The sequence below is a fragment of the Desulfovibrio desulfuricans genome (assembly GCF_024460775.1).
Classification (GTDB): Bacteria; Desulfobacterota; Desulfovibrionia; order Desulfovibrionales; family Desulfovibrionaceae; genus Desulfovibrio; species Desulfovibrio desulfuricans_E.
Window position 1 is genome coordinate 91,355 of the sequence record NZ_JANFYZ010000002.1, and the last position, 20,858, is coordinate 112,212.

The 20,858-nt window shown below is 57.4% G+C and carries 18 protein-coding genes; 17 read left to right on the forward strand and 1 reads right to left on the reverse strand.

Annotated features, from left to right (window positions below; genetic code table 11):
• Positions 1-857: 857 nt before the first annotated feature.
• Together NE637_RS03075 and NE637_RS03080 are read left to right on the forward strand one after the other, a co-directional pair.
• The gene (locus tag NE637_RS03075) at positions 858-1,763 is read left to right on the forward strand and encodes an HDOD domain-containing protein (protein ID WP_192111316.1); all 906 of its coding nucleotides are present in this window, start codon (positions 858-860) and stop codon (positions 1,761-1,763) included.
• A 70-nt stretch (positions 1,764-1,833) separates the two neighbouring features.
• Positions 1,834-3,492: an EAL domain-containing protein gene (locus tag NE637_RS03080; RefSeq protein WP_227117728.1), complete on the forward strand. Its 1,659-nt coding sequence runs from the start codon at positions 1,834-1,836 to the stop codon at positions 3,490-3,492.
• A gap of 107 nt (positions 3,493-3,599) precedes the next feature.
• Here NE637_RS03080 and NE637_RS03085 read toward each other — a convergent pair whose 3' ends face one another.
• Entirely contained in the window at positions 3,600-4,751 is a 1,152-nt protein-coding gene (locus NE637_RS03085) for a cyclic di-GMP phosphodiesterase (RefSeq protein WP_227117726.1), read from the reverse strand.
• Positions 4,752-5,269: 518 nt separating this feature from the next.
• On the opposite strand from NE637_RS03085, the gene NE637_RS03090 reads away from it, so the two are divergent.
• The 15 genes from NE637_RS03090 (at position 5,270) to NE637_RS03160 (ending at position 20,751) form a co-directional block, all read left to right on the forward strand.
• Positions 5,270-7,387, forward strand: coding sequence for a molybdopterin-dependent oxidoreductase (locus tag NE637_RS03090; protein ID WP_227117725.1), 2,118 nt, complete (start codon positions 5,270-5,272; stop codon positions 7,385-7,387).
• Between the two features lie 92 nt (positions 7,388-7,479).
• Positions 7,480-7,986 carry a 4Fe-4S dicluster domain-containing protein gene (locus NE637_RS03095; RefSeq protein ID WP_192111320.1) on the forward strand — a complete coding sequence of 169 codons (507 nt, stop codon included), beginning with the start codon at positions 7,480-7,482 and terminating at the stop codon, positions 7,984-7,986.
• Positions 7,987-8,148: 162 nt separating this feature from the next.
• Complete coding sequence (locus NE637_RS03100) at positions 8,149-8,523, forward strand: NADH-quinone oxidoreductase subunit A (protein WP_192111321.1); 375 nt, start codon at positions 8,149-8,151, stop codon at positions 8,521-8,523.
• Positions 8,511-9,053 (forward strand): NADH-quinone oxidoreductase subunit B, encoded by a 543-nt coding sequence (locus tag NE637_RS03105; protein ID WP_192111322.1) that lies wholly within the window; start codon positions 8,511-8,513, stop codon positions 9,051-9,053. The genes NE637_RS03100 and NE637_RS03105 overlap by 13 nt, the downstream gene beginning before the upstream one ends.
• Positions 9,035-9,595, forward strand: coding sequence for an NADH-quinone oxidoreductase subunit C (locus NE637_RS03110; RefSeq protein ID WP_192111323.1), 561 nt, complete (start codon positions 9,035-9,037; stop codon positions 9,593-9,595). Before NE637_RS03105 ends, NE637_RS03110 begins: the two co-directional genes overlap by 19 nt.
• Positions 9,588-10,898 (forward strand): NADH dehydrogenase (quinone) subunit D, encoded by a 1,311-nt coding sequence (nuoD, locus tag NE637_RS03115; RefSeq protein ID WP_192111324.1) that lies wholly within the window; start codon positions 9,588-9,590, stop codon positions 10,896-10,898. The genes NE637_RS03110 and nuoD overlap by 8 nt, the downstream gene beginning before the upstream one ends.
• Before the next feature lie 80 nt (positions 10,899-10,978).
• Positions 10,979-11,947 (forward strand): NADH-quinone oxidoreductase subunit NuoH, encoded by a 969-nt coding sequence (gene nuoH, locus NE637_RS03120; protein ID WP_192111325.1) that lies wholly within the window; start codon positions 10,979-10,981, stop codon positions 11,945-11,947.
• 14 nt (positions 11,948-11,961) lie between these two features.
• Positions 11,962-12,645, forward strand: coding sequence for an NADH-quinone oxidoreductase subunit NuoI (gene nuoI, locus NE637_RS03125; RefSeq protein ID WP_227117722.1), 684 nt, complete (start codon positions 11,962-11,964; stop codon positions 12,643-12,645).
• Between the two features lie 102 nt (positions 12,646-12,747).
• Entirely contained in the window at positions 12,748-13,398 is a 651-nt protein-coding gene (locus tag NE637_RS03130; protein ID WP_227117721.1) for an NADH-quinone oxidoreductase subunit J family protein, read from the forward strand.
• Positions 13,395-13,697 (forward strand): NADH-quinone oxidoreductase subunit NuoK, encoded by a 303-nt coding sequence (nuoK, locus tag NE637_RS03135; RefSeq protein WP_022658373.1) that lies wholly within the window; start codon positions 13,395-13,397, stop codon positions 13,695-13,697. Before NE637_RS03130 ends, nuoK begins: the two co-directional genes overlap by 4 nt.
• Positions 13,698-13,699: 2 nt before the next feature.
• Positions 13,700-15,628, forward strand: a complete 1,929-nt coding sequence (gene nuoL / locus NE637_RS03140) for an NADH-quinone oxidoreductase subunit L (protein ID WP_192111328.1) — start codon at positions 13,700-13,702, stop codon at positions 15,626-15,628.
• Between the two features lie 18 nt (positions 15,629-15,646).
• Positions 15,647-17,140: an NADH-quinone oxidoreductase subunit M gene (locus NE637_RS03145; protein WP_215647053.1), complete on the forward strand. Its 1,494-nt coding sequence runs from the start codon at positions 15,647-15,649 to the stop codon at positions 17,138-17,140.
• A 121-nt stretch (positions 17,141-17,261) separates the two neighbouring features.
• Positions 17,262-18,770: an NADH-quinone oxidoreductase subunit N gene (locus NE637_RS03150; protein ID WP_192111330.1), complete on the forward strand. Its 1,509-nt coding sequence runs from the start codon at positions 17,262-17,264 to the stop codon at positions 18,768-18,770.
• Positions 18,771-18,844: 74 nt separating this feature from the next.
• Entirely contained in the window at positions 18,845-19,978 is a 1,134-nt protein-coding gene (locus NE637_RS03155; protein ID WP_192111331.1) for a sulfite exporter TauE/SafE family protein, read from the forward strand.
• Positions 19,979-20,139: 161 nt separating this feature from the next.
• Positions 20,140-20,751: a hypothetical protein gene (locus NE637_RS03160; protein WP_192111332.1), complete on the forward strand. Its 612-nt coding sequence runs from the start codon at positions 20,140-20,142 to the stop codon at positions 20,749-20,751.
• Positions 20,752-20,858: the final 107 nt, after the last annotated feature.

Here is a 20,858-nt window from a genome sequence, read left to right on the forward strand (position 1 = left end):
CCTGAAATATTTTCTATAAAAAGTCTAGATATCGTCCTGGAGAATTTCTTAACAATGTTGTAAAACTGTTGTTGGTTAAAAATGAGAGTTGTTTCTATTTAGAGTAAGTGTGACGCCCGTTTTACAAAGTGCTTTTGCACGTCATTTGTGCCAAGAAATGCTTTTTCTGATTCAGCGAAAGTTTTTTTTTATTTTCCCCTAAAGTTTTTGCTTGAATTTTATGTTCCGGAATGAAACAGTCGTCCTTACGCTTGCAAGGCTGTTTTTTTCCGGTATTTTTTTTATTTTGTCGCCCTCCAGGCATGGATGGCGTGCGGCCACGCGCAGAAGTTGCCCCTTGAACTCAAAATGTCTGTTAAGGCAACAGCCTGTCAGGCAAGCAGAATTGTGCTGATGTGTTTTTTCGCCCCCCTTTTGCTAAGTGCGCATCGGGGACTTGCTTTGCTGGTACATGTGCAGCGTTGAAGTTGTGTCTGTATATATTGGTGCGTAATTGTAATTGTTTATTCTTGCACAACAGTATTCATATAATCGTTTTATGTGTGTTGTGGGGTTTGCCTTTTATTTTGCATCAAGGCTCTTATTTTTATTCAGTTCTTTTGTCTGATTATTGCAGGATATGGCATTAAGGAGTGTGGTCTCGTATTGATACCTTCTTGTTGCCAATAAATAAATATCTACTTTTATATTAAGCTGCGCCGATTTTAAGGTTCATTTGGTATTAGTTATTAAAGATTACAGGCTATTGTCTTTGTTCCGGGTTTTCGTATATGAGAGGCTTTGAGTTCAGGCATCTGCCTGGGCAAGTTGTGTTACCGTGCGCAGGGGCAGTGCAAACCCTAGCTCAGGATTTTGCCATGCAATCTCAAAAAGAGTCCAGGCTGTTTTTGCAAAAGCTTTTGCAAAATCCGCCGACGCTTCCGTTTGAACCCAAGCTGCTTCCCCTGCTGTTTGCGGTTACCCAGGAAGGCTCCAATGCCTCGGTGCGCTCGGTCGTTGCACTGATTGAAAAAAGCCCACGGCTCGCAACACGTGTGCTCACAGTGGCCAATTCGGCTGCATATGGGCTTGAATTCAAGGTTTCTACCCTGCAAAGAGCCATCAGCATCATGGGCCTGCGCGAAGTGCGCCTGCTTGTGCTCATGGTGGGCATGTCGTCGTTTATACGCGAGGCCCAGCTTCCCAAGAGTTTTGATACTGCTGCATTCTGGAAACACCTGCTTTTTGTGGCAACCATTGCCCGAACCCTGGCGGATGTGCTTGGCGGAGATAACGGCGTATGCGGAGCCTCTGCCTGCGCTGGCGAGCGCCTGGTTATGGTGCCGGACGAGGCATATATAGCTGGCTTGCTGCACGATGTGGGCAAGATTTTTTTTGCTGCCGCACGCCCAGACCTCTGGGAAAAGACGGCAGAAATGGAACAGGCCGAAAATTGCGGCAGTTCCGAGGCTGAAACCGCGCAGCTTGGCATGGACCACGGGCTTATTGGGGCGGCAGTGATGCACCAGTGGAAGCTGCCTCTGGTGCTTACCGAACCCATAAACCTGCACCACTCGCCCGAGCTTGCCACAACGTACAAAATGGAGGCGCGCCTGCTTGCTGCGGCCAACGCCCTGGCGCATTGCAGCCACGATGCGCTCATACTGAGGAGCAAGGCGGGCGAACACCTGCCCGAGGGGTGTGATCTTGATGCCGTGAGCGCGGCTGTGCTTGAAAGTATGGTCAGAATACAGGAAACCGGTTTTGCTGAGCTTGATGCATAGCCCGTGCGTGGGCCTGATGCCGCATCTGTTTTTTTCAACTTTTCTTGAGGCTCACACTTGAGGCGCGCACATGGATATTGAAACCGGCCTTGATAATCTGCTGCGCGGGCAATTCGACGCTGCGCTGGCTGAATTTGAAGGCTGCGGGCAGCAGCCCACAGCAGAGAAACTGTGCGAGCTCACGCGGGCCTGCGCTGATCTTTCTGCCTACGCAGCAGCACTGGCAGAGGGGGATCTGTCTGTCCGCCCGCCCAAATCCTGCCGTCACTTTTCCATGCACCTTGAAAGCCTGCACGCCAAGCTCAAGCGTCTGGCGCGGCAACTGCTCATATTCAGCGCGGGGTACCCCATGCCTGCGGTTGACGATATGGGTGACCTCTCTGACGGACTGACCTTTCTTATCAATCAGGCGCAGACCTGCAAAAAGCAGGTCGAGCACGACCAGAATCACGATGTGGAAACCGGCCTCATGAACCGCCGGGCCTTTGTTCGCGGCGTGCGCGAAGCCTTGCAGATGCAGCCCGGCAAATTTGGCGTGCTGCTTTCGTGCGGTCTGGATAATCTCAAGTACGTAAATGAGTCGCATGGATACGATGGGGGCGATCTGTACATAAGCAAGGTGGTCGAAGCCTTGCAGATGTGCGAAAATGACGCAGTGTTGCTGGCTCGCACGGCAGGCAGCGAATTTGCAGTGTTTGCCCACGGTTTTGATAATGAAGAAAGCGCCTTGCGCTTTGCGCAGGATAACCGCAAGACCCTGCTGAACACCACCATTGAACTGCCCAACGAGATAGTGCGTATACGCGCCTCGCTCGGGGTGGCCGTGTATCCCAGCGATGCCATGACCGGCGATGTGCTCATGAATTACGCCAGCCACGCCATGTTTGAAGTGCAGAACTTCAATCGCGGCACGCTCATGCGGTTCAATCCTGAAGTTTACCGGGCCAAGGCCAATATCCTGAGCCGGCAGGAACGCCTGGACGAATTGCTTGAAGGCCAGTTGATCCGCTTTGCCTTTCAGCCCATCGTGAGCCTGAAAGATGGCGCCATTTATGGCTATGAGGCGCTCATGCGCTCCACAACGCCGCATTTTGCCTCGCCGCTTGATGTGCTGCAACTGGCAGAGGCGCAGTCAAAACTGCCCCAGCTGGAGTATCTGACGTTCAGGATGATTTTTGACTGGATGGGCAAAAACTTCCCTTCGCTCGGCGCCAGAAAGATATTTTTCAACGCCATTTCCGCCCAGTATCTGGATGCTCGGGAGCTGCGCACCATGCACCCGCGCTATGAAGACATATGCCGCAACATGGTGTTTGAAATCATAGAAACCGCCAGCAGCGAGGAGGGCCTTGCCCAAAAGGTGCGCGAGCTGCGCACGGAGCTGGCGGCCTTTATCGCCATTGACGATTTTGGCTGCGCCCATTCAAATGCGCTGCGGCTTTTGAATATTTCGCCCGAAATTCTCAAGATCGACAGTTTTTTTATCCGCGCCATCCACAAGGCCCCCGCATCCAAGAGGGAATTTCTTTCAAATATTCTTGTATATTGCCGTTCAAAGGGCATTCTCACCGTGGCGGAGGGAGTGGAAACCCGCGAGGAACTTGCCAGCGTGGTTGCTCTGGGTTTTGATCTTGCGCAGGGCTTTTATCTGGCAAGGCCGGAATTTGCCCTGCAAGAGCTTACACAAAGCCAGATTGAAGAAATCACCGCGCTCAGGCGCACAGTTTGATTCTGTTCTTTTCTTTCTCCGCCTCCTTCTTCTCCCCATTCTTCTTTTTCCCCGTTTCCTGCCTGCTCAGCCTGCAAGCTGGCTGCTTCCGTCCGCTCTCATTCCGCTCACTCCGTTATGCCCAAAAGGCGTGGAATATCCCAGTCTTCCGTCTCATTGAATGAAAGCGCGCGGCTCACGCAAATCTTGCTTTCCGCCGACAGGTCAAGCCTGTCTTCCATATAGGCTACCCCTCTGGATTTTCTGACAATGATCACCGTTGGCCGGGTTGGAAAATCGGGATCGCAGCTACTTATGAGGCCCATGCGCCCGTCTGAAAGCTTAACCGCCGTTCCTAGCGGGAAGACCCCCACCATTCTTATGAAAGAATCCGCAAAACCGAGCGGCCATGCCGTTCCGTTCATTTTGTACATGATTGCCAGCGCATGGCTGGGGCAAAGGGCCGCTTTGTATACGCGCCTGGATGAAAGCGCGTCATACACATCGCAGATAGAGATGATACGCCCAAAAAGGCCGATGGCTGAGCCTTTGAGGCCGTAAGGATACCCCAGGCCATCGTGCATTTCGTGATGCTGGGCTGTGCCCTCCAGAATTTCTGGTGCGATATTGGGTATCTTGCGCAAGGCGTCATAGCCGAGCAGCACATGCGACCGCATGACGGCAAATTCAGGAGGGGAAAGTGTGCGCGGCGCGTTGAGGATTTCTCTCGGCACCAGAGCCTTGCCGTAATCATGAAACAGCCCGGCCATACCGGCTAGTTGCTGCTGCTGATCCGTGAGGCCCATATGCCGGGCAAAGGCTACGGCGAAAATGGCCACGTTGACGCTGTGCCTGTATGTGTATTCGTCACGCCCTTTCAGGTTGGCAAGGGTCAGCATGGCGTTGGCATTACGCTTGAGGGCAAGGATGATGGACTTAACGCAGGGTTCCGCCCCTGCAATGTCGGCGCTGTCGCACACGCCGGAAGTCATGGCGGCTTTTACATGGGCGTAGGCGGCAGCGTGCGCTCTTTGCGCCTGGGCAATGTGGCGTGAAAACACGCGCGGCAGCGCGCCGCCCGGTTCATACGTGGGAACGGCGCGCTCCGGATCGTGAATTACTTCGGTAAAGCCCTGCTGGATGATCCCGTCAATTTCTGCCTGATCGGCCACAAGACCCTCGCGCATGTAAAGCAGCGGGGCATTGATCCAGGAAATGCCCGGATTGAGCACATACATTCCCGGCTTCAGGTTTGCTATAGGTATCCGTTCCGCAGGCATGCTGGTGGATCCTTTGGCAGGCATTTGCGTTGATTTTCACTACAATAATATAACACTTCAAAATTTTAGGAGTAAAGGGATAAAACGCGCCGTTTTTGCAACTAACTGATTGGATTGTTCAAAATTTCTTTTTGCGTCAGTTCTCAATTTGATTGGTAGCTCTGCATTAATGTGAAATTAATATCTTATCACTCTCATATAAAAAATGTGATTTCCAATATGCTGAAATTATAAATAAAAAAAATTGAGTATGCACTCAAGTTATAAAAACTACAATTAAATTAGGGTTTAAAGAAAGTGTGTGAAAACAGGAACCTGGCTGGAAATTAAAAAAAAACTATGCTAGCGACAATGCTTCCTAATTAAATTACCAGACAAGATTGGTACAGTTACGGTGGCTTGGAAACGTTTGCAGCGGCACATCTGAAGAGCCTTTTTTTCACTCCAGGCTGACTTTGGGGTTGGCCCGACGTGACACGGCAGATGACAATATCACTTACTCGCACGAGAGAAGCACTATGGGCAGTATGCAGTTGGTTCAGAGTGTATGCGGAATGTGCACCGCAAGGTGTCCAATTTCTGTAGAAGTAAAAGATGGTTCCGTGGGTATGATTTACGGCAACCCGCACAGTCCCCTCAAGGGTGCCTTGTGCGCGCGCGGCGTGGCTGGCAAAGCCCTTGAGCGCGAGTCGGAGTGCCCGCAGAGCCCGCTTATTCGTGTGGGCGAGCGGGGCGAGGGCAAGTGGAAAAAGGTTTCGTGGGAAGAAGCCTTTGACTATGTTGCGCAAAAAATCGCCGCAGTCCAGCAGCAACACGGCAAGGAAGCAGTGCTGTGGTCTGACCGCGATGGCCCCTTTACCGACCTGTACCGCGCCTTTATGCGCGGCATCGGTTCGCCCAACGTCTGTACGCACAGCACCTCGTGCGACCTCAACACCCACCACGCCAGCAAGGCTGTCATGGGCCTCGGCCGCGGCATGGCCGTGAACGACTTTGCCAACTGCAAGCACATTGTACTGCAAACGCGCAACATTTTTGAAGCCATCAACCTTGGCGAGGCCCGAACCGTCATGCAGGCCTTGCGCAAAGGCTGCAAGCTCACGGTCATTGATATCCGCCACAATGTTTCGGCCTCCAAGGCCAATGATTTTCTGCTTGTCCGCCCCGGTACGGACTATGCCTTCAATCTGGGCATCATCAACACGCTTATTACCCGCAAGCTCTATAACAAGGATTATGTGGACGCTCACACCACGGGTTTTGCCGAACTGGCCGAATTTGTTGCCCCCTACACGGCGGAATGGGCGGCTGAGCAGTGTCAGGTCGATGCGCAGGCCATTGTGCGCCTTGCGCAATCGCTTGCCGCTGCGGCCCCTCATGTGATCTGGCATCCCGGCTGGATGACCTCGCGTTATGGGGATTCTTTTCAGGTTGCGCGCACGGCTCTGGTCATTACGGCCCTGCTGGGCGGCGTGGGCGTCAAGGGCGGCATAGTGCCGGGACGCACCCCCAAGGAATGCGGCAAGGCCGGACTCAAGAAGTTTACGGATCTCTTCCCCGCGCCCAAGGGTTTGCGCGCCGATGGCCTTGGCGTTGACAACAAGGCTTTCGACCCAGGCAAGGGCCTGCTGCACAAGGCTTTTGAAGCCATCAGCAATCCTCCGCAGGGGGCAGCTCCGGTCAAGGCTTATATGTGCTGGCGGCACGATCCGTTGCAGGGCTATCCCGATCCCGATGCGCTGCGCAAACGCTTTGACGGCCTTGACCTGCTTGTGAGCGTCACGTTCTCCTGGTCAGACACTGCATGGTATTCAGACGTGGTGCTGCCGCTTTCCACCTACCTTTCACGCGAGAGCATCATTGCCACAAAGAACGGCCTCAAACCGCAGTTCTTTGTGCGCAACCGCGTCATCCCGCCGCGCTACGACACCAAGGCCGACTGGGAAATCATCGGCGGTCTGGCAAAGCGTCTCGGGCTTGATCCTCTGGTTTTTGAAAGTGCGGAGGACGTGTGGCGCTTTCAGCTTGAAGGAACAGGCCTCACCAGCGCGGACTTTACCGAAAAAGGCTTTGTCTCGCTCACCAGCGATCCCCTGTACGTGGATCTGGCAGATTATTCCTTCCCCACTGCCTCGGGCAAGGTGGAACTGACCAGCGAGGGTTACGGCAAGGGCTGCGGCCAAAACATGCTGCCCCCCTACACGCCGCCCGTTGCGCCGCCGGAGGGGGCCTACCGCATTACCTTTGGGCGGGTGGCCGTGCATACCCAGGGGCATACCATCAATAATCCGCTGCTGCTTGAGCAGGTTCCTGAAAATACCGTGTGGATCAACAGCAAGAAGGCCAAGGCCGCTGGCATCAACCCCGGCGACCGGGTGCGCGTGCTGGATGCCGCAGGCAAATCCATGGGCGAGGCCGGGGTCAAGATCACCTCTGCCATCCATCCTGAGGCCATCTTTGTGGTGCATGGCTTCGGTCACGACCTGCCTTGCGAAAGCCGGGCCTTCCACAAGGGCATTTCTGACAGCAAGTGCCTGCGCGGCGGCCTGGATTTGCAGGATATGGGCGGCGGCGGTCTGTCCATGCAGGAGCATTTTGTCACGCTGGAGAAAGTGGCCGGTTCCGGCGCTGCCTAGGCGGACTCTGCCTCGGATATTGTCAAAGGTATGGCCTGATACTGCAAGGAAATTTACGGGAACAACCCACCGAGCCGCGTGGGAGGATGGTTATGAGCAAATATATTGTCATGCACAATTCGGCGGATTGCATAGGCTGCAAGGCCTGCGAGGTTCAGTGCCGCAGCCTGCACAACGGCGGGCCGGGGGCTTTTTTCTGCCGCGTTCTTTCCGTGGAGCAGACCGAACCCAAGCCCGCCCTGGGTTTTGTGTACACCTCGTGCTTTCACTGTGAAAATCCCTGGTGCGTCAAGGCGTGCCCTACAGGGGCCATGCGCCGCAGGGATGATGGCATTGTCTATGTGGAGACCTCGGCCTGCGTGGGCTGCAAGGCCTGCATCACCGCCTGCCCCTGGGCCGCGCCCCAGTGGAACGCCCAGACCGGCAAGGTGGATAAGTGCGACCTGTGCCGCGACCGCATTGATCAGGGCCTCAAGCCTGCCTGCGTGACCACCTGCGCCATGAGCTGCCTGCAATTCTCCACGCCGGATGCGGCCAGTCAGGAGAAGCGGCAGGAATTTGCCGAGCAGATGCAGCGCAACAGGCCTGTTGTCCGCTAGAACGTGTTTTGTTCTCTGCGGTGCCTTACAGGGCCTGCGGCAGAATGTTCTCAGATTGATTGGCGGCTCTGGCAGGAGACGTCGGTGGCGGAGCAGGGCCGCGCGATTGTTCGGCCCTGCCTGCCCGGAATATGACGAAGACATTCAACAAGGTGGCTTTTTATGGTGCCTACGGTTGCCGGAGAAGAGTATCTTGCCATACTGCTGCTGCTCATTATTGCGCTGCTTTTTGGCGTTCTTACGTTGTTTTTCGGGCGGTTTTTCCGCATGCGTCGGCCCTACCGTGAAAAGCTCATGCCCTATGAATCCGGCAACGAGCCAACCGCCGAGCCGCGCACGCGTTTTTCCATCAAATTTTATTACGTTGCCATTCTTTTTGTCATCATCGATGTGGAAGCCATCTTCCTCTACACCTGGGCAGTGGAGTTTGTGCGTCTGGGCAGCCTTGGGCTGGCGGAAATGCTGACCTTCATGACCCTGCTGGTGCTGGCCTACGCCTATGCCTGGAAAAAGGGGGCCTTTGAATGGGTGAAGTAGAAACTCATACCGTTGCGCGCGATGGCCAGCCTCTTGTGGTGCACAAGGACGGCCTGCGGTTTTTCCCCGGCGCCAACGCCGTGCTCGGGCCGCTCAACGCTCTGGTCAACTGGGGCCGTTGCGGCTCCATCTGGCCGGTGACCTTTGGCCTTGCCTGCTGCGCCATTGAAATGATGGCCACAGGCGCGTCAACGCACGATCTTGACCGCTTTGGCATCATCTTTCGCGCCAGCCCCCGGCAGGCAGACTGCATGGTGGTGGCCGGAACCCTGAGCAAAAAAATGGCCCCGGTGTTGCGCAGGGTTTATGACCAGATGCCCGAGCCGCGCTACGTGCTCGCCATGGGCAGTTGCGCTTGCAGCGGCGGGCTTTTTCAGTCGTATGCCGTAACGCAGGGCGTGGATCAGATTATCCCGGTAGACGTCTATGTGCCGGGTTGCCCTCCCAGGCCGGAAGCGCTTTTTGACGGCTTTATCAAGTTGCAGGAGAAAATTAACAAGGAGCAATTTCGATGGAGTCCCTGGAGATAGCGCGTCTGCTGCGTGAGGCTTTTCCGCAGGAAGTGCTCGACATACAGGAGTTTCGCGGGCAGGCGGCAGTGCTGCTGCGTCACGGTCGCATCCTTGATGTGCTGGTCTACGCCAGGGAGCATTTTGACATGATGCACCTGCGCTCGCTCTGCGGGGTGGACAACAGCCGCCGCAAGCAGGAGGGCCTTGGCGCGTTTGAGGTCGTCTACAACCTGTATTCCGTGAATCAGCGCATTGCCCTGCGTCTGCGCGTCCAACTGGACGATCCCGATGCGGGCATTGATTCCGCAGTGCCCTTGTGGCCTGTGGCCAACTGGCTTGAGCGCGAAGTCTTTGACCTCATGGGCATACACTTCAAGGGGCACCCTGACCTGCGCCGCATTCTGCTGCCGGATGACTGGCAGGGGCACCCCCTGCGCAAGGCCTATCCTGTGCGCATCCCCTCGCGTGGCGTGCCTGAGTGGTCTGGTCTGACCGAACTGCGCGAACACGCCAGGGCGGCGGACGCCCTGAGCTGGCAGGGGGGAGAAAAGCATGAGTGAAATCCGCAAGCAGAGCATTGAATGCCCCGTGCGTCACGGTCAGCCTGTGGGGCGTCAGAACGTGCAGGAATTGCTGGGCAGGGAACTGCCCGAAGACGCTGACAACTTTGACTGCTTTGACGAAAGCGACGAGGACCGTACCAGCCTGCGCCTCGGGCCGCAGCACCCTGCCACGCACGGCGTGTTGCGCCTCGACCTTGAGCTTGAGGGTGAAACCATTTTGAGCTGCGACCCGCAGGTGGGGTATCTGCACCGCGGCTTTGAAAAAATGGCCGAAACCTTCACCTACGCGCAGGCCCTCACCCTCACCGACCGGCTGGACTACATCGCCGCCATGTCCAACAACACGGGTTACTGCCTTGCGGTGGAAAAGCTGCTGGGCGTGCAGGCTCCGCTGCGGGCGCGTTACATCCGCACCATCGCCTGCGAGATGTCGCGTCTGTGCTCGCATCTGCTCTGGCTTGCCACCCACGCGCTGGATATCGGGGCCATGACCGTGTTTCTGTACTGCTTCCGCGAGCGCGAAATGCTGCTGGATCTTTTTGAAGACCTCTGCGGCGCGCGCCTCACCCTGACGTATCCGCGCATTGGCGGTGTGCGGCAGGACGTGACAGGGCGCTTCATGGACGGCTTGCAGGATTTTCTCAATATCTTCCCCAAGCGCATACTTGAGTACGAAACCCTGCTTGATACCAACCGTATCTGGTTGCAGCGCACGGTGGGCGTTGGCGTGCTGAACGGCAAGGAAGCCCTGGCCCTGGGCCTCACCGGGGCCTGCCTGCGCGGCTCGGGCGTGGATTACGATGTGCGCAAGCACGAACCCTACGATGCCTATGATCTGGTGGATTTTGAAGTGCCGCTGGGCAGCGATGGCGATATTTACGCCCGCTACCGCTGCCGCATGGAAGAAATGCGCCAGTCTGTGCGCATTCTGCAACAGTGCGTGGATCAGCTCCCCCCCGGCGCGACCCTCGCGGCAGACGCCCCCGATCTGCTCATGCCCTACAGGGCGTGGCGCAGCGAGGCTGAAACAGCGCTTTTTGGCGGCAGCCTGCGGCAGGTCATGCACGACAACAATATCTACATGCCCGGCGATGTGTACGTAGCCACGGAGGCTCCCAAGGGCGAGCTTGGCTTCTACTTTGTGAGCGACGGCAGCAGCAGGCCTTACCGCATGCATGTGCGCGGCCCGTCGTTTATCCATATCGGCGCGCTGGCAAGCATTGCCCCGGGCGGGCTTATTGCCGACCTCATCGCCAATATCGGCAGCATGGACGTGGTGCTGGGAGAATCTGACCGGTAAACCTGGGGGCAGACTGCGAGGCCTGTGGGCTGAGCAGGGCAAACCGGGTTTACGGCTACAACCAATCTGGCAGGGAAACCATGAATGTTCTGGTAATTGTGCTGCAACTTCTCGTGCTTCTGGTGGTCGTGCTGCTGCATGTGGCCTACGCCACATACTTTGAGCGCAAGGTCATCGGCCATATGCAGATGCGCATGGGCCCCACCCGCGTGGGCTGGCTCGGCTTGCTGCAACCCATCGCGGACGGCATCAAGAGCTTTTTCAAGGAAGACATCATCCCATCCGCGGCAGACAAGCCCATCTTCATGCTTGCTCCCATCATCTGTCTGGTGCCCGCCTTTGCCTCGCTGGCAATACTGCCGTGGGCCGAGGGCTGGGCTTTGTCCAACATCAATATCGGCCTGCTTTTTGTGTTCGCCATGAGCTCCCTTGGCGGCTACGGGGTCGTGCTGGCGGGTTGGGCCTCAAACTCCAAGTTCAGCTTTCTGGGCGGGCTGCGGGCCTCGGCACAGGTGATCAGTTATGAAATCGCCATGGGCCTCAGCCTTGTGGGCGTGATGCTGCTCTCCGGTTCGCTCAATCTGGGCGACATCGTGGCCGCGCAGGGCGATTCGTTTTTTGGCATGTTCGCCTTCCGCCAGTGCATTGGCTTTTTTATCTTTTGCGTTGCCATGCTGGCGGAAACCAACCGCGTGCCCTTTGATCTGCCCGAGGCGGAAAGCGAGCTTGTTTCTGGATACTGCACGGAATACAGCGGCATGCGCTACGCCCTGTTTTTCATGGCCGAATACACGTCCATGTTTGTGATGGCCACGGTGGGCGTGGTCTGTTTTCTGGGGGGGTGGCGCGGCCCGGTTGAGGTGGGCTTTTTCCCGCCGTTCTGGTTGGTGCTCAAGGTGTACGGCGTCATGTTTTTCTTTTTCTGGGTGCGGGCCACGCTGCCGCGTTACCGCTATGACCAGCTCATGGCCCTTGGCTGGAAGGTGCTTATCCCCCTGGCGCTCTTCAATATTGTGATTACCGCCCTGGGCAAGGCCCTAGCCTCTTGATGAGGAGAGCAGACATGCAGATTCAGTACAAAGCGCCTCGCAACTGGCTGCAAACCCTGTTGCAGACGGAAATAGCCCAGGGCATGGCCCTGACCTTGCGGCGCATGTTCAACCGCCCCATCACGCGGCAGTACCCGGAAGAAAAACCAGTGGTCGCCGCGGGTTTTCGCGGGCGGCACGCCCTGGTGCGCGATGCCGCAACCGGCGAGAGCCGTTGCGTTGCCTGTATGCGCTGTGCGCGGGTATGCCCCTCGCACTGCATACGCATCCGCTGGAGCCGCGCCGCAGATAACAGCCGCGTGGTGGATGCCTACAACATCGACGCCCTGCGCTGCATTTTTTGCGGCTACTGCGCGGAGGTCTGCCCGGTGAACGCCATTGTGCTGACGGAAGTCTATGCCTACGCGGCCAACGGGCGTTCGGCCTTCAAGTTTGACAAGCAGGCCCTGCTGGACAACTGGGACGAATTTGCAGCGCAGAAGGGCGACATGAAAGGCTATGCGAACCCCCTGTGCCGCCCCCGCAACATGCCAGAAGGCGCGCTTGCGCATGCCAAACGGGTGGCGGTGGATGCGGAATGGAGCGGAGCGGAACAGTGGGTGGGCAAGAATCACCGCGCTACGCATGCGCAAGGCGCAGAGCCGAATCCGAGCGCGCCCGGCCATGGTCAGGCGCATCAGGACGGTGCTGCGCAATGATCTGTCAAAAATCTGTGCTGATCTGCGGCAATGCCCGTGCCTTGCAGGCCACCTTGCCCGCAGCGGAAAAAGCATGCACGGCACGATGGGCGGAGAACGTGGATGACAGGCCTCCTTACCGAGGCATCCCTGAACAGAGCGCAAGTCCACTGCGGAGGTGGAACGGTGTTTGGTGAAATATTTTTTCTATACTGCGCCTTTGTCATAACCGTGTGCGGCGTGCTGGCTATCAGCCTGCGCAATCCCATTCACTGCGTGCTGTTGGTGCTGCTGCTGTTCTTCCACATGGCGGCGGTCTACCTGACCTTGCAGGCGGAATTTCTGGCAGCCATACAGATCATCGTCTATGCCGGGGCCATTTTGGTCATGTACCTCTTTGTGCTCTTTCTGGTGAACCTGCAACGCGAGTTGCGGCTGCCGGCCCTGACCCCAAAACCCATTGTGGGCTACGCGCTGGCCGCTGCCCTGTGCGGCGGCATGCTCTGGGGCGTGGCTGGCTTTGTACCGGGCGGCAAGGGCCAATGGCCCCTGGAAGCCCTGCGCGAGGTCACGCACACCAAGGCCTTGAGCCGCGAGCTGTTCACCAACCATTTTCTTTCGCTGGAAATCGCGGGCGTGCTGCTGCTGGTGGCTCTGGTAGCTGCCCTGACCCTTGCGCGCAGGCAGCCGGTGTGCACACCCGCCCCGGCGCAGGCCGAAAACAAGGCCCGCCCCTGCGTGATCGGCAACAAAGACCAAGGAGGCGCGGCGTGATTCCCCTTTCCTGGTATATGGCGCTGGCAGCAGTGCTTTTTTGCATAGGCGTGGCCGGGTTTCTGACGCGCCGCAACATCATTGTGATGCTGCTCTCGCTTGAACTGATGCTCAACGGCGTCAACCTCAATCTGGTGGCCATGAGCTATTTCATGGACGCGCTGCGCGGGCAGGCTTTTACCATCTTTATCATCACCGTTGCCGCCTGCGAGGCCGCAGTGGGGCTTGGCATTGTCATCTGTCTGTTCCGTAGCCACAAAAGCGTGCGCAACGAAGACATAACAACGATGCGGGGGTAAACATGCCAATATATTTGCTGCTTATTCCTCTGTGTCCGTTGCTGGCCTTTGTGCTCACCCTGATCTGCGGCCGCCAATGGGGCGAGCGTGCCCACTGGCTGCCCATTGCGGCCATTGGCGTCTCACTTGTCTGCGCCTTGCTTGCCCTGCGGGATGTGCTGGCTGGAAATATCGTCAATGCCGATGTGCATACCTGGATAGCCTCCGGCAACCTGCGCGTGACCTTTGGCTTTCTGGTGGATCAGCTCACGGCTGTCATGCTGGTGGTGGTTACCAGCGTCAGCACCCTGGTTCACATTTATTCCGTGGGCTACATGCGGGGTGAAAAAGGCTATTACCGCTTTTTCGCCTATCTTGGCCTGTTTTCCTTTTCCATGCTCATGCTGGTCATGGGCAACAACTTTTTACAGCTCTTTTTTGGCTGGGAGGCTGTGGGGCTTTCGTCCTACCTGCTCATCGGCTTTTATTATGAAAAGGATTCCGCTTCGGACGCGGGCAAAAAGGCCTTTATCGTCAACAGGTTTGGCGACTTTGGCTTCCTGCTCGGGCTGTTCTGCATCTTCACCATTTTTGGCAGCCTGCATTATGCGGATGTGTTGCCCCAGGCTGGAATGCTTGAGGGCATGACCTTTACCCTGTGCGGCTATACGGTCAGCGCGCCAACGCTTGTCTGCCTGCTGCTGTTCTGCGGCGCGGTGGGCAAGTCGGCCCAGCTTCCTTTGCATGTGTGGCTGCCTGACGCCATGGAAGGCCCCACCCCGGTGAGCGCGCTTATCCACGCGGCTACCATGGTGACGGCGGGCGTGTTTATGCTGGCGCGTTGCAATGCCCTGTTTGCCCTGTCGCCCACGGCGCTGGCGGTCATTACGGTAGTAGGCGCGGTCACAACGCTCTTTGCCGCCACCATCGCGCTCACGCAGACCGACATCAAGAGGGTGGTGGCCTATTCGACCATCAGCCAACTGGCCTACATGTTCATTGCCTGCGGCGTGGGAGCCTACGGCGCTGGCGTGTTCCATCTGTTTACGCATGCCTTTTTCAAGGCATTGCTCTTCCTTGGCTGCGGTTCGGTGATTCTGGGCATGCACCACGAGCAGGACATGCGCTCCATGGGCGGGCTTGGAAAGTACATGCCCATTACCAGCGCAACCTTTTTGCTGGCCTCGCTCTCCATTGCTGGCGTGCCGGGGTTGGCTGGCTTTTTCAGCAAGGATGAAATTCTGCTCATGGCCTTCAACGCGGGCACGTTCACGGGTTATCTGGCCTGGGGCGTGGGCGTGCTGGTGGCCTTTATGACGGCTTTTTACTCCTTCCGCCTGTATTTCAGCGTGTTCACGGGCCAGTTTCGGGGGACAGAGCATCAACGCGAGCATCTGCACGAATCGCCGCGCGTGGTCACTGTTCCCTTGCTGGTGCTGGCCGTGGGGGCCGTGGCCTCTGGTTGGCTGGGCATTCCGCATGTTCTGGGCGGCTCCAACCACTGGGCGGAGTTTCTCGCTCCGGTGACGGGGCACCCGCACGTGCATGTTTCGGGCGCTGTGGAGCTTGGGCTGATGGCTGTTTCCGTAGCTGCTGGCTTTGCGGGCATTGGCCTGGCCTGGCTCATGTATTGCCGCAGCCCGGAACTGCCGGGCAAGGTGGCGGGCGCTTTTCCCGGCCTGTACCAACTGTTTTCGCGCAAGTACTGGGTGGACGAAATCTACGTGGCCTGTCTTGTGCGGCCCACGCTGTGGCTGGCGGATAACCTGCTGCTGGGCGTGGTGGACACGCGCGGTATTGAAGGCGTGGTCAACGGCGTGCCACGCGCCATCGGCAGACTGTCCACAAGCCTGCGAAGGATTCAGGACGGGCAGGTGGCTCACTATCTGACATGGCTGGCCGGGGGCGCGGCAGCGCTTTTGCTGGTATTGCAACTGGGCTTTTTTTCCTAACAACGGCGGGGAGATCGCATGTCTGTACCTGTTCTTTCCTTGCTCATCTTTGTGCCTCTGGCGGGTGGGCTTTCCCTGCTGGCTGTTGCGCGCCGCAACGAAGAAACCATCAAGCTGGGCGCGCTTGCCGTATGCCTGCTTGAGCTGTGCCTGAGCTTTGTGGCCCTGGGCCGCTTTGATAAAAGCCTGTGGCAGATGCAACTGGTGGAAAACTGCGCGTGGATTGAGAGCCTGAACATCAATTACGCTCTGGGCGTGGACGGCATAAGCGTGCTGTTTCTGCCGCTGACGGCCCTCATAACCCTGATGGGCGTGGCGGTGTCGTACAAAAGTATCAAGGTCAAGGCCAAGGAGTTTTTCATCAGCCTGCTGCTGCTTGAAAGCGCCATGGTGGGCGTGTTTTGCGCCACCGACCTCATGCTGTTTTACATTTTCTGGGAAGCCATGCTCATTCCCATGTTCCTGCTCATCGGCGTGTGGGGCGGGCCTCGCCGCATTTACGCCACGGTGAAGTTCTTTCTGTACACCCTGCTGGGCAGTTTGCTGATGCTGCTGGGCATCATCCTGCTGTACCTCAAGGGCGGGCATACCTTCGACATCATGGCGCTGGCGCGCAACGACTTTGATCCCCGGCTGCAACTGCTGCTGTTCTGGGCCTTTTTTGCCGCCTTTGCGGTCAAGGTGCCCATGTGGCCCGTGCACACGTGGCTGCCAGACGCGCATACCGAAGCGCCCACGGCGGCCTCGGTCATTCTGGCTGGCGTGCTGATCAAAATGGGGGCATACGGCTTTTTGCGCTTCTCGCTGCCGCTGTTTCCCTATGCCGCATGGGTGCTGCTCAAGCCCATGCTGGTGCTTTCCGTCATCGCCATTGTCTATGGCGCGCTGGTTTGCCTCGCGCAGACGGACGTCAAGCGGCTGATCGCCTACAGTTCCGTCAGCCACATGGGCTTTGTGACTCTGGGGCTTTTTGCGCTGACCCAAAAGGGCGTGGAAGGTTCCATTTTGCAGATGATCAACCACGGCATAGTGACGGGTGCGCTTTTTCTGGGCGTGGGCATGCTCTATGACCGCACCCATACGCGCGAGATCAAGGTCTACGGCGGGCTGGCCTCGGTCATGCCCGTGCTGGCAGGCTTTTTTATGGTCTTTACCCTCGCGGCGGTGGGTTTGCCCGGCACCAACGGTTTTGTGGGTGAATTCCTGATTCTGCTCGGCGGTTTTGAACGCGCGCCCTGGGCCGCGGTGGTGGCGTCTTCCGGCCTGATACTGGGCGCGTGGTACATGCTCTGGCTGTATCAGCGCGTGTTTTTCCGTCAGGTGTCAGAAACCGTGCGCGGTCTGGTTGGGGAAAAGCTTGATGGGCGCGAGATAGCCATTTTGCTGACCATGAGCCTGCTTATACTGGGCATCGGCATCTTCCCCAACGTGCTGCTGGAATACATGCACGTAACGGTGGAACATCTGGTGGCAGATACCCAGCAGGCCTTTGCGTTTTTTGCCGCAAACTAGAAAGAGTTCCGGCCCGCTCACAGGAATAAATGTTTGCGTCCCCGCCACAGGCCAGCGCTTTGCCCATACAGCTGGCGGTCAACGTGCCTTGCGGCACAAGGGCAACACCATAGGAGCTATCATGACAGCCATATCCGTAGCGCCTCTTTCGGCCCTGCCATTGCTGAAAGAACTTCCGGCCCTGCTGCCGGAACTGACGCTCTTGGTCACGGCCATTGGCCTGCTGTGCGCCGACATGTTTTTTCCAAGAGCGCGGGCTTTTCTGCAATGGCTGACTGTCGTTGGTGCAATAACAGCTTTTACAGCAATTGTAGCAGTTTCTGCAGGCGGCGGGAGTGTTTCTTTTGACGGAATGTTCCGCGCTGACGGTTTTGGAGCGCTCTTTAAAGCCATTTGCGTAGTAGCACTTGCTTTTACGGCGTTAATGAGCGAAAGTTTTTTTTCACATGCCCAAATGCGTCAGGGCGAATATTACTGCCTTGCAGTATGTTCAACACTGGGCATGTGCGTAATGGCCTCGGCTGGTGATCTCATTGTGCTCTATCTGGGGCTTGAGCTCATGGCCCTGCCCATTTACGCGATGGCGGCCCTGCGCACTGGCGATCCGCGCAGCAGCGAATCGGCCATCAAATATTTTTTGATGGGCAGTTTCGCTTCGGCTCTTTTGCTTTTTGGCATGTCCCTGTTGTACGGGCTTACCGGGCATACCGAGCTTGCGCAGATCGCTGCGGCACTGCCTGTTGCCGCAACCGGGCAGACCTTGCCCGCCCTGGTAGTTGCTTTGGCGCTCATGCTGGCAGGCATGGGGTTCAAGGTAGCTGCCGCGCCCTTCCACGTGTGGGTGCCTGATGTGTATGAAGGCGCGCCCACAACCGTGACCGCCTTTATGTCTGTGGCGGCCAAAACGGCCAGTTTCGCCGTGCTTGCGCGCGTACTGGTCATGGCCTTGCCGCAACTGGGCGCTCAGTGGAGCGGGGCGTTGGCCTTGATGGCCGCATTGACAATGCTTCTGGGCAATATCGCTGCCGTAATGCAGACAAGCCTTAAACGCATGCTGGCGTACTCGGCCATAGCTCACGCGGGTTATGCCCTCTTGGGGCTTGCCGCGTGCACAGCCGACGGCCTGCGCGCCACGGCGGCGTATTTGACCATTTACCTGTGCATGAACATGGGAGCCTTTGCCATCATGGGCTACCTTGCCGTGTACGGGAAAAAACAGGGAAATAATCCTCTGGCTGATGCGGGTGAAGACCTGGATGATTACTCGGGCCTTGCCGCACGACATCCGGCCCTTGCTGCAGCCATGCTGGTTTTTCTTTTTTCCCTGACGGGCATTCCGCCGACTGCGGGCTTTATGGGCAAATTCATGCTCTTTAAAGAAGCCTTTTCGGCAGGGTATACGGTAACGGTGCTTGTGGCTGTGATCAGCAGCACCATTTCCGCCTGGTATTATCTTGGAGTGGCACGACGCATGTACATGCAGGAGGCCCCGGCAAATCACCCCGCACCCATACAGGCAGCTTTGGGCGGTGCGGGCGTGAGGGCTGTACTTCTGTGCTGTCTGACAGGTGTGGTGTTGTGGGGCGTGTTCCCGCAGACGCTGCTTTCGTGGGTGCATGTGTTTTTTTAGGAAGCCGCCTCAACGGGCTGCTTTCAGGCTTTATTATCCGTTCGCTTGAGCGACGTTGATCGGGAGGAGTTGGAATGAGAAACAAGTGGGTACTTTTCGGCGTGGTGGCTTCACTTCTGGTGTTGACCGCCAGTGTCGCCCTTGCCGCTGACGGCAGTGTGCTTGCCAATGCCATCGCCAAACAGGTGGAAACGGCCCCCAATACCATCAATATGCAGGCTGAACCCGGCTATCTCGGCATCCCCGGCGGCCCCAAGGTCAACATGATTCTGGCCTTTGGCTGGGCCCTGTGGGTGGGCTGGATTTTCTCCACCGTGGGCGCTTTTGGCGGCGTTATGGCTGGCGTGGGCCACATGACCGTGCATGGCCTTGGCGCGTATGCCAAATCTTTTGGCAAGACGCCCCTTAACAAGTCCGTCACCGACTCCGTGCGCGCCTCCAACCAGATGCTCGCCGGTCTTTCCGCTGTTATCAGCACGTTCAGCTACTACCGCATGAAGCGCCTTGTGCTGCCCCTGGGCTTCGCCCTTGGCCTCGGCTCCATCGTGGGCGCTTTCAGTGCTGTTTCGCTGACTGCCGGCAAGCTGAACTTCTCGTCCTACCAGGGCTATTTTGGTCTTTTCGTGCTGTTGCTGGGCCTGTACCTGATGTGGGAAACCTCCCCCGCCGGTCAGCGTTCCAAGGCCAAAGCCAAGGAAGCCGCCAAGGCTTTTGAAGCTGCCGCCAAGGCCAAGGGCGAAGGCGTTGCTGCCCCCACGGGCGTGAAGCTCATCAAGTTCACCTTCACCACCTGCCAGTTCACCTTCTGCGGCGTGGAATTCTCTTTCAATCCCCTGCTGCCCTTCTGCGGCGGCGTGGTTATCGCCAGCATCGCGGCCTTCCTGGGCGTGGGCGGCGGCTTCCTGCTGGTGCCTTTCATCACCAGCGTGACCCAGCTCCCCATGTACCTGGCTGCCGGTACCTCCGCTCTGGCCGTGCTGCTCAGCATGATCACCGGCATCACCACCCTCATGCTGCACGGCGCGCTGGTGGACTGGAATCTGGTTGGTCTTGAACTGGCCGGTATTGCTGTTGGTTCCATCGTTGGCCCCTACACCTCGCGTTTCTTCTCCGATATCTGGTTGAAGCGCCTGTTCATCGTGCTGGCCCTGTACGTTGGTACCGACTACATCCTGCGCGGCTTCTTCAACATCAAGATGTTCGGCTAGTATTTCCGGCTATGTCCGGAACATGCTGAAAACATGAAAAACACTGCATCCCCCTGGCCTGCCCGCGGGGATGCAGTGTTTCCTTTTTACGACAGAATGGTAATCTGCCCGTGCGCAAGGGCGTAGAATCGCCCCGGCGCGAAATACGGAGCCTCTGAGATATGGAACAACTTCTGGTCTGGCTTGATCCTTTTTTTGTGCTGCCGTACCGCATGGTGCCGCAGCCCGAGGCGGCCTACTTTTTGGGAACAGCAGTTCTTGCGCTGGTGGCGGGCCTCATAGGCATTGCCACCCTGCGCATGGCCCAGCGCATGCACCGCAAGCGCCTGAAAAAATTGCAGGATGACATGCGGCACTACCATGAACTGAGCGAATCTGCCTTGCAGAACTCCGGCAAGGAAGCCTTCAAGGCCGTGAACCGCCAGGGGCATGAGGCTTTTGGCTATTATTTTTCGCTTAGCAACGCCCTGTTTGTGGCTTCGCTGTGGCCTGTTCCCATCATGCTTGCCTGGATGCAGTTGCGCTTTGGCACAATCAGCCCGGAGCTGCCTTTTTCTTTGCCGCTCTTTGGCAATCAGCCGAGCATGGTCTTCTGGTTCATTCTTTTTTATATACCGCTGCGGATGTTCAGCACCAAGACCATCACGCGCTGGCAGTTGCGCAGCGGGGCGGCCCCGCTGGAAACCCAGACCGTAAACAGCACCGAGGCCAATGCCGGAGCAGAACTCCAGGCCCAGCCGCAAGCACAGGCCCACAAGGTGGACGCTCCCTAGTCGGATATGTTCCGAGATCCTGCGCCGGGAGCAATCCCCACGCGGCATTGATCTGGCTGGTCAATGCAGAAGGCCCCGCATCAAATAAGGATAGCGGGGCCTTCTGC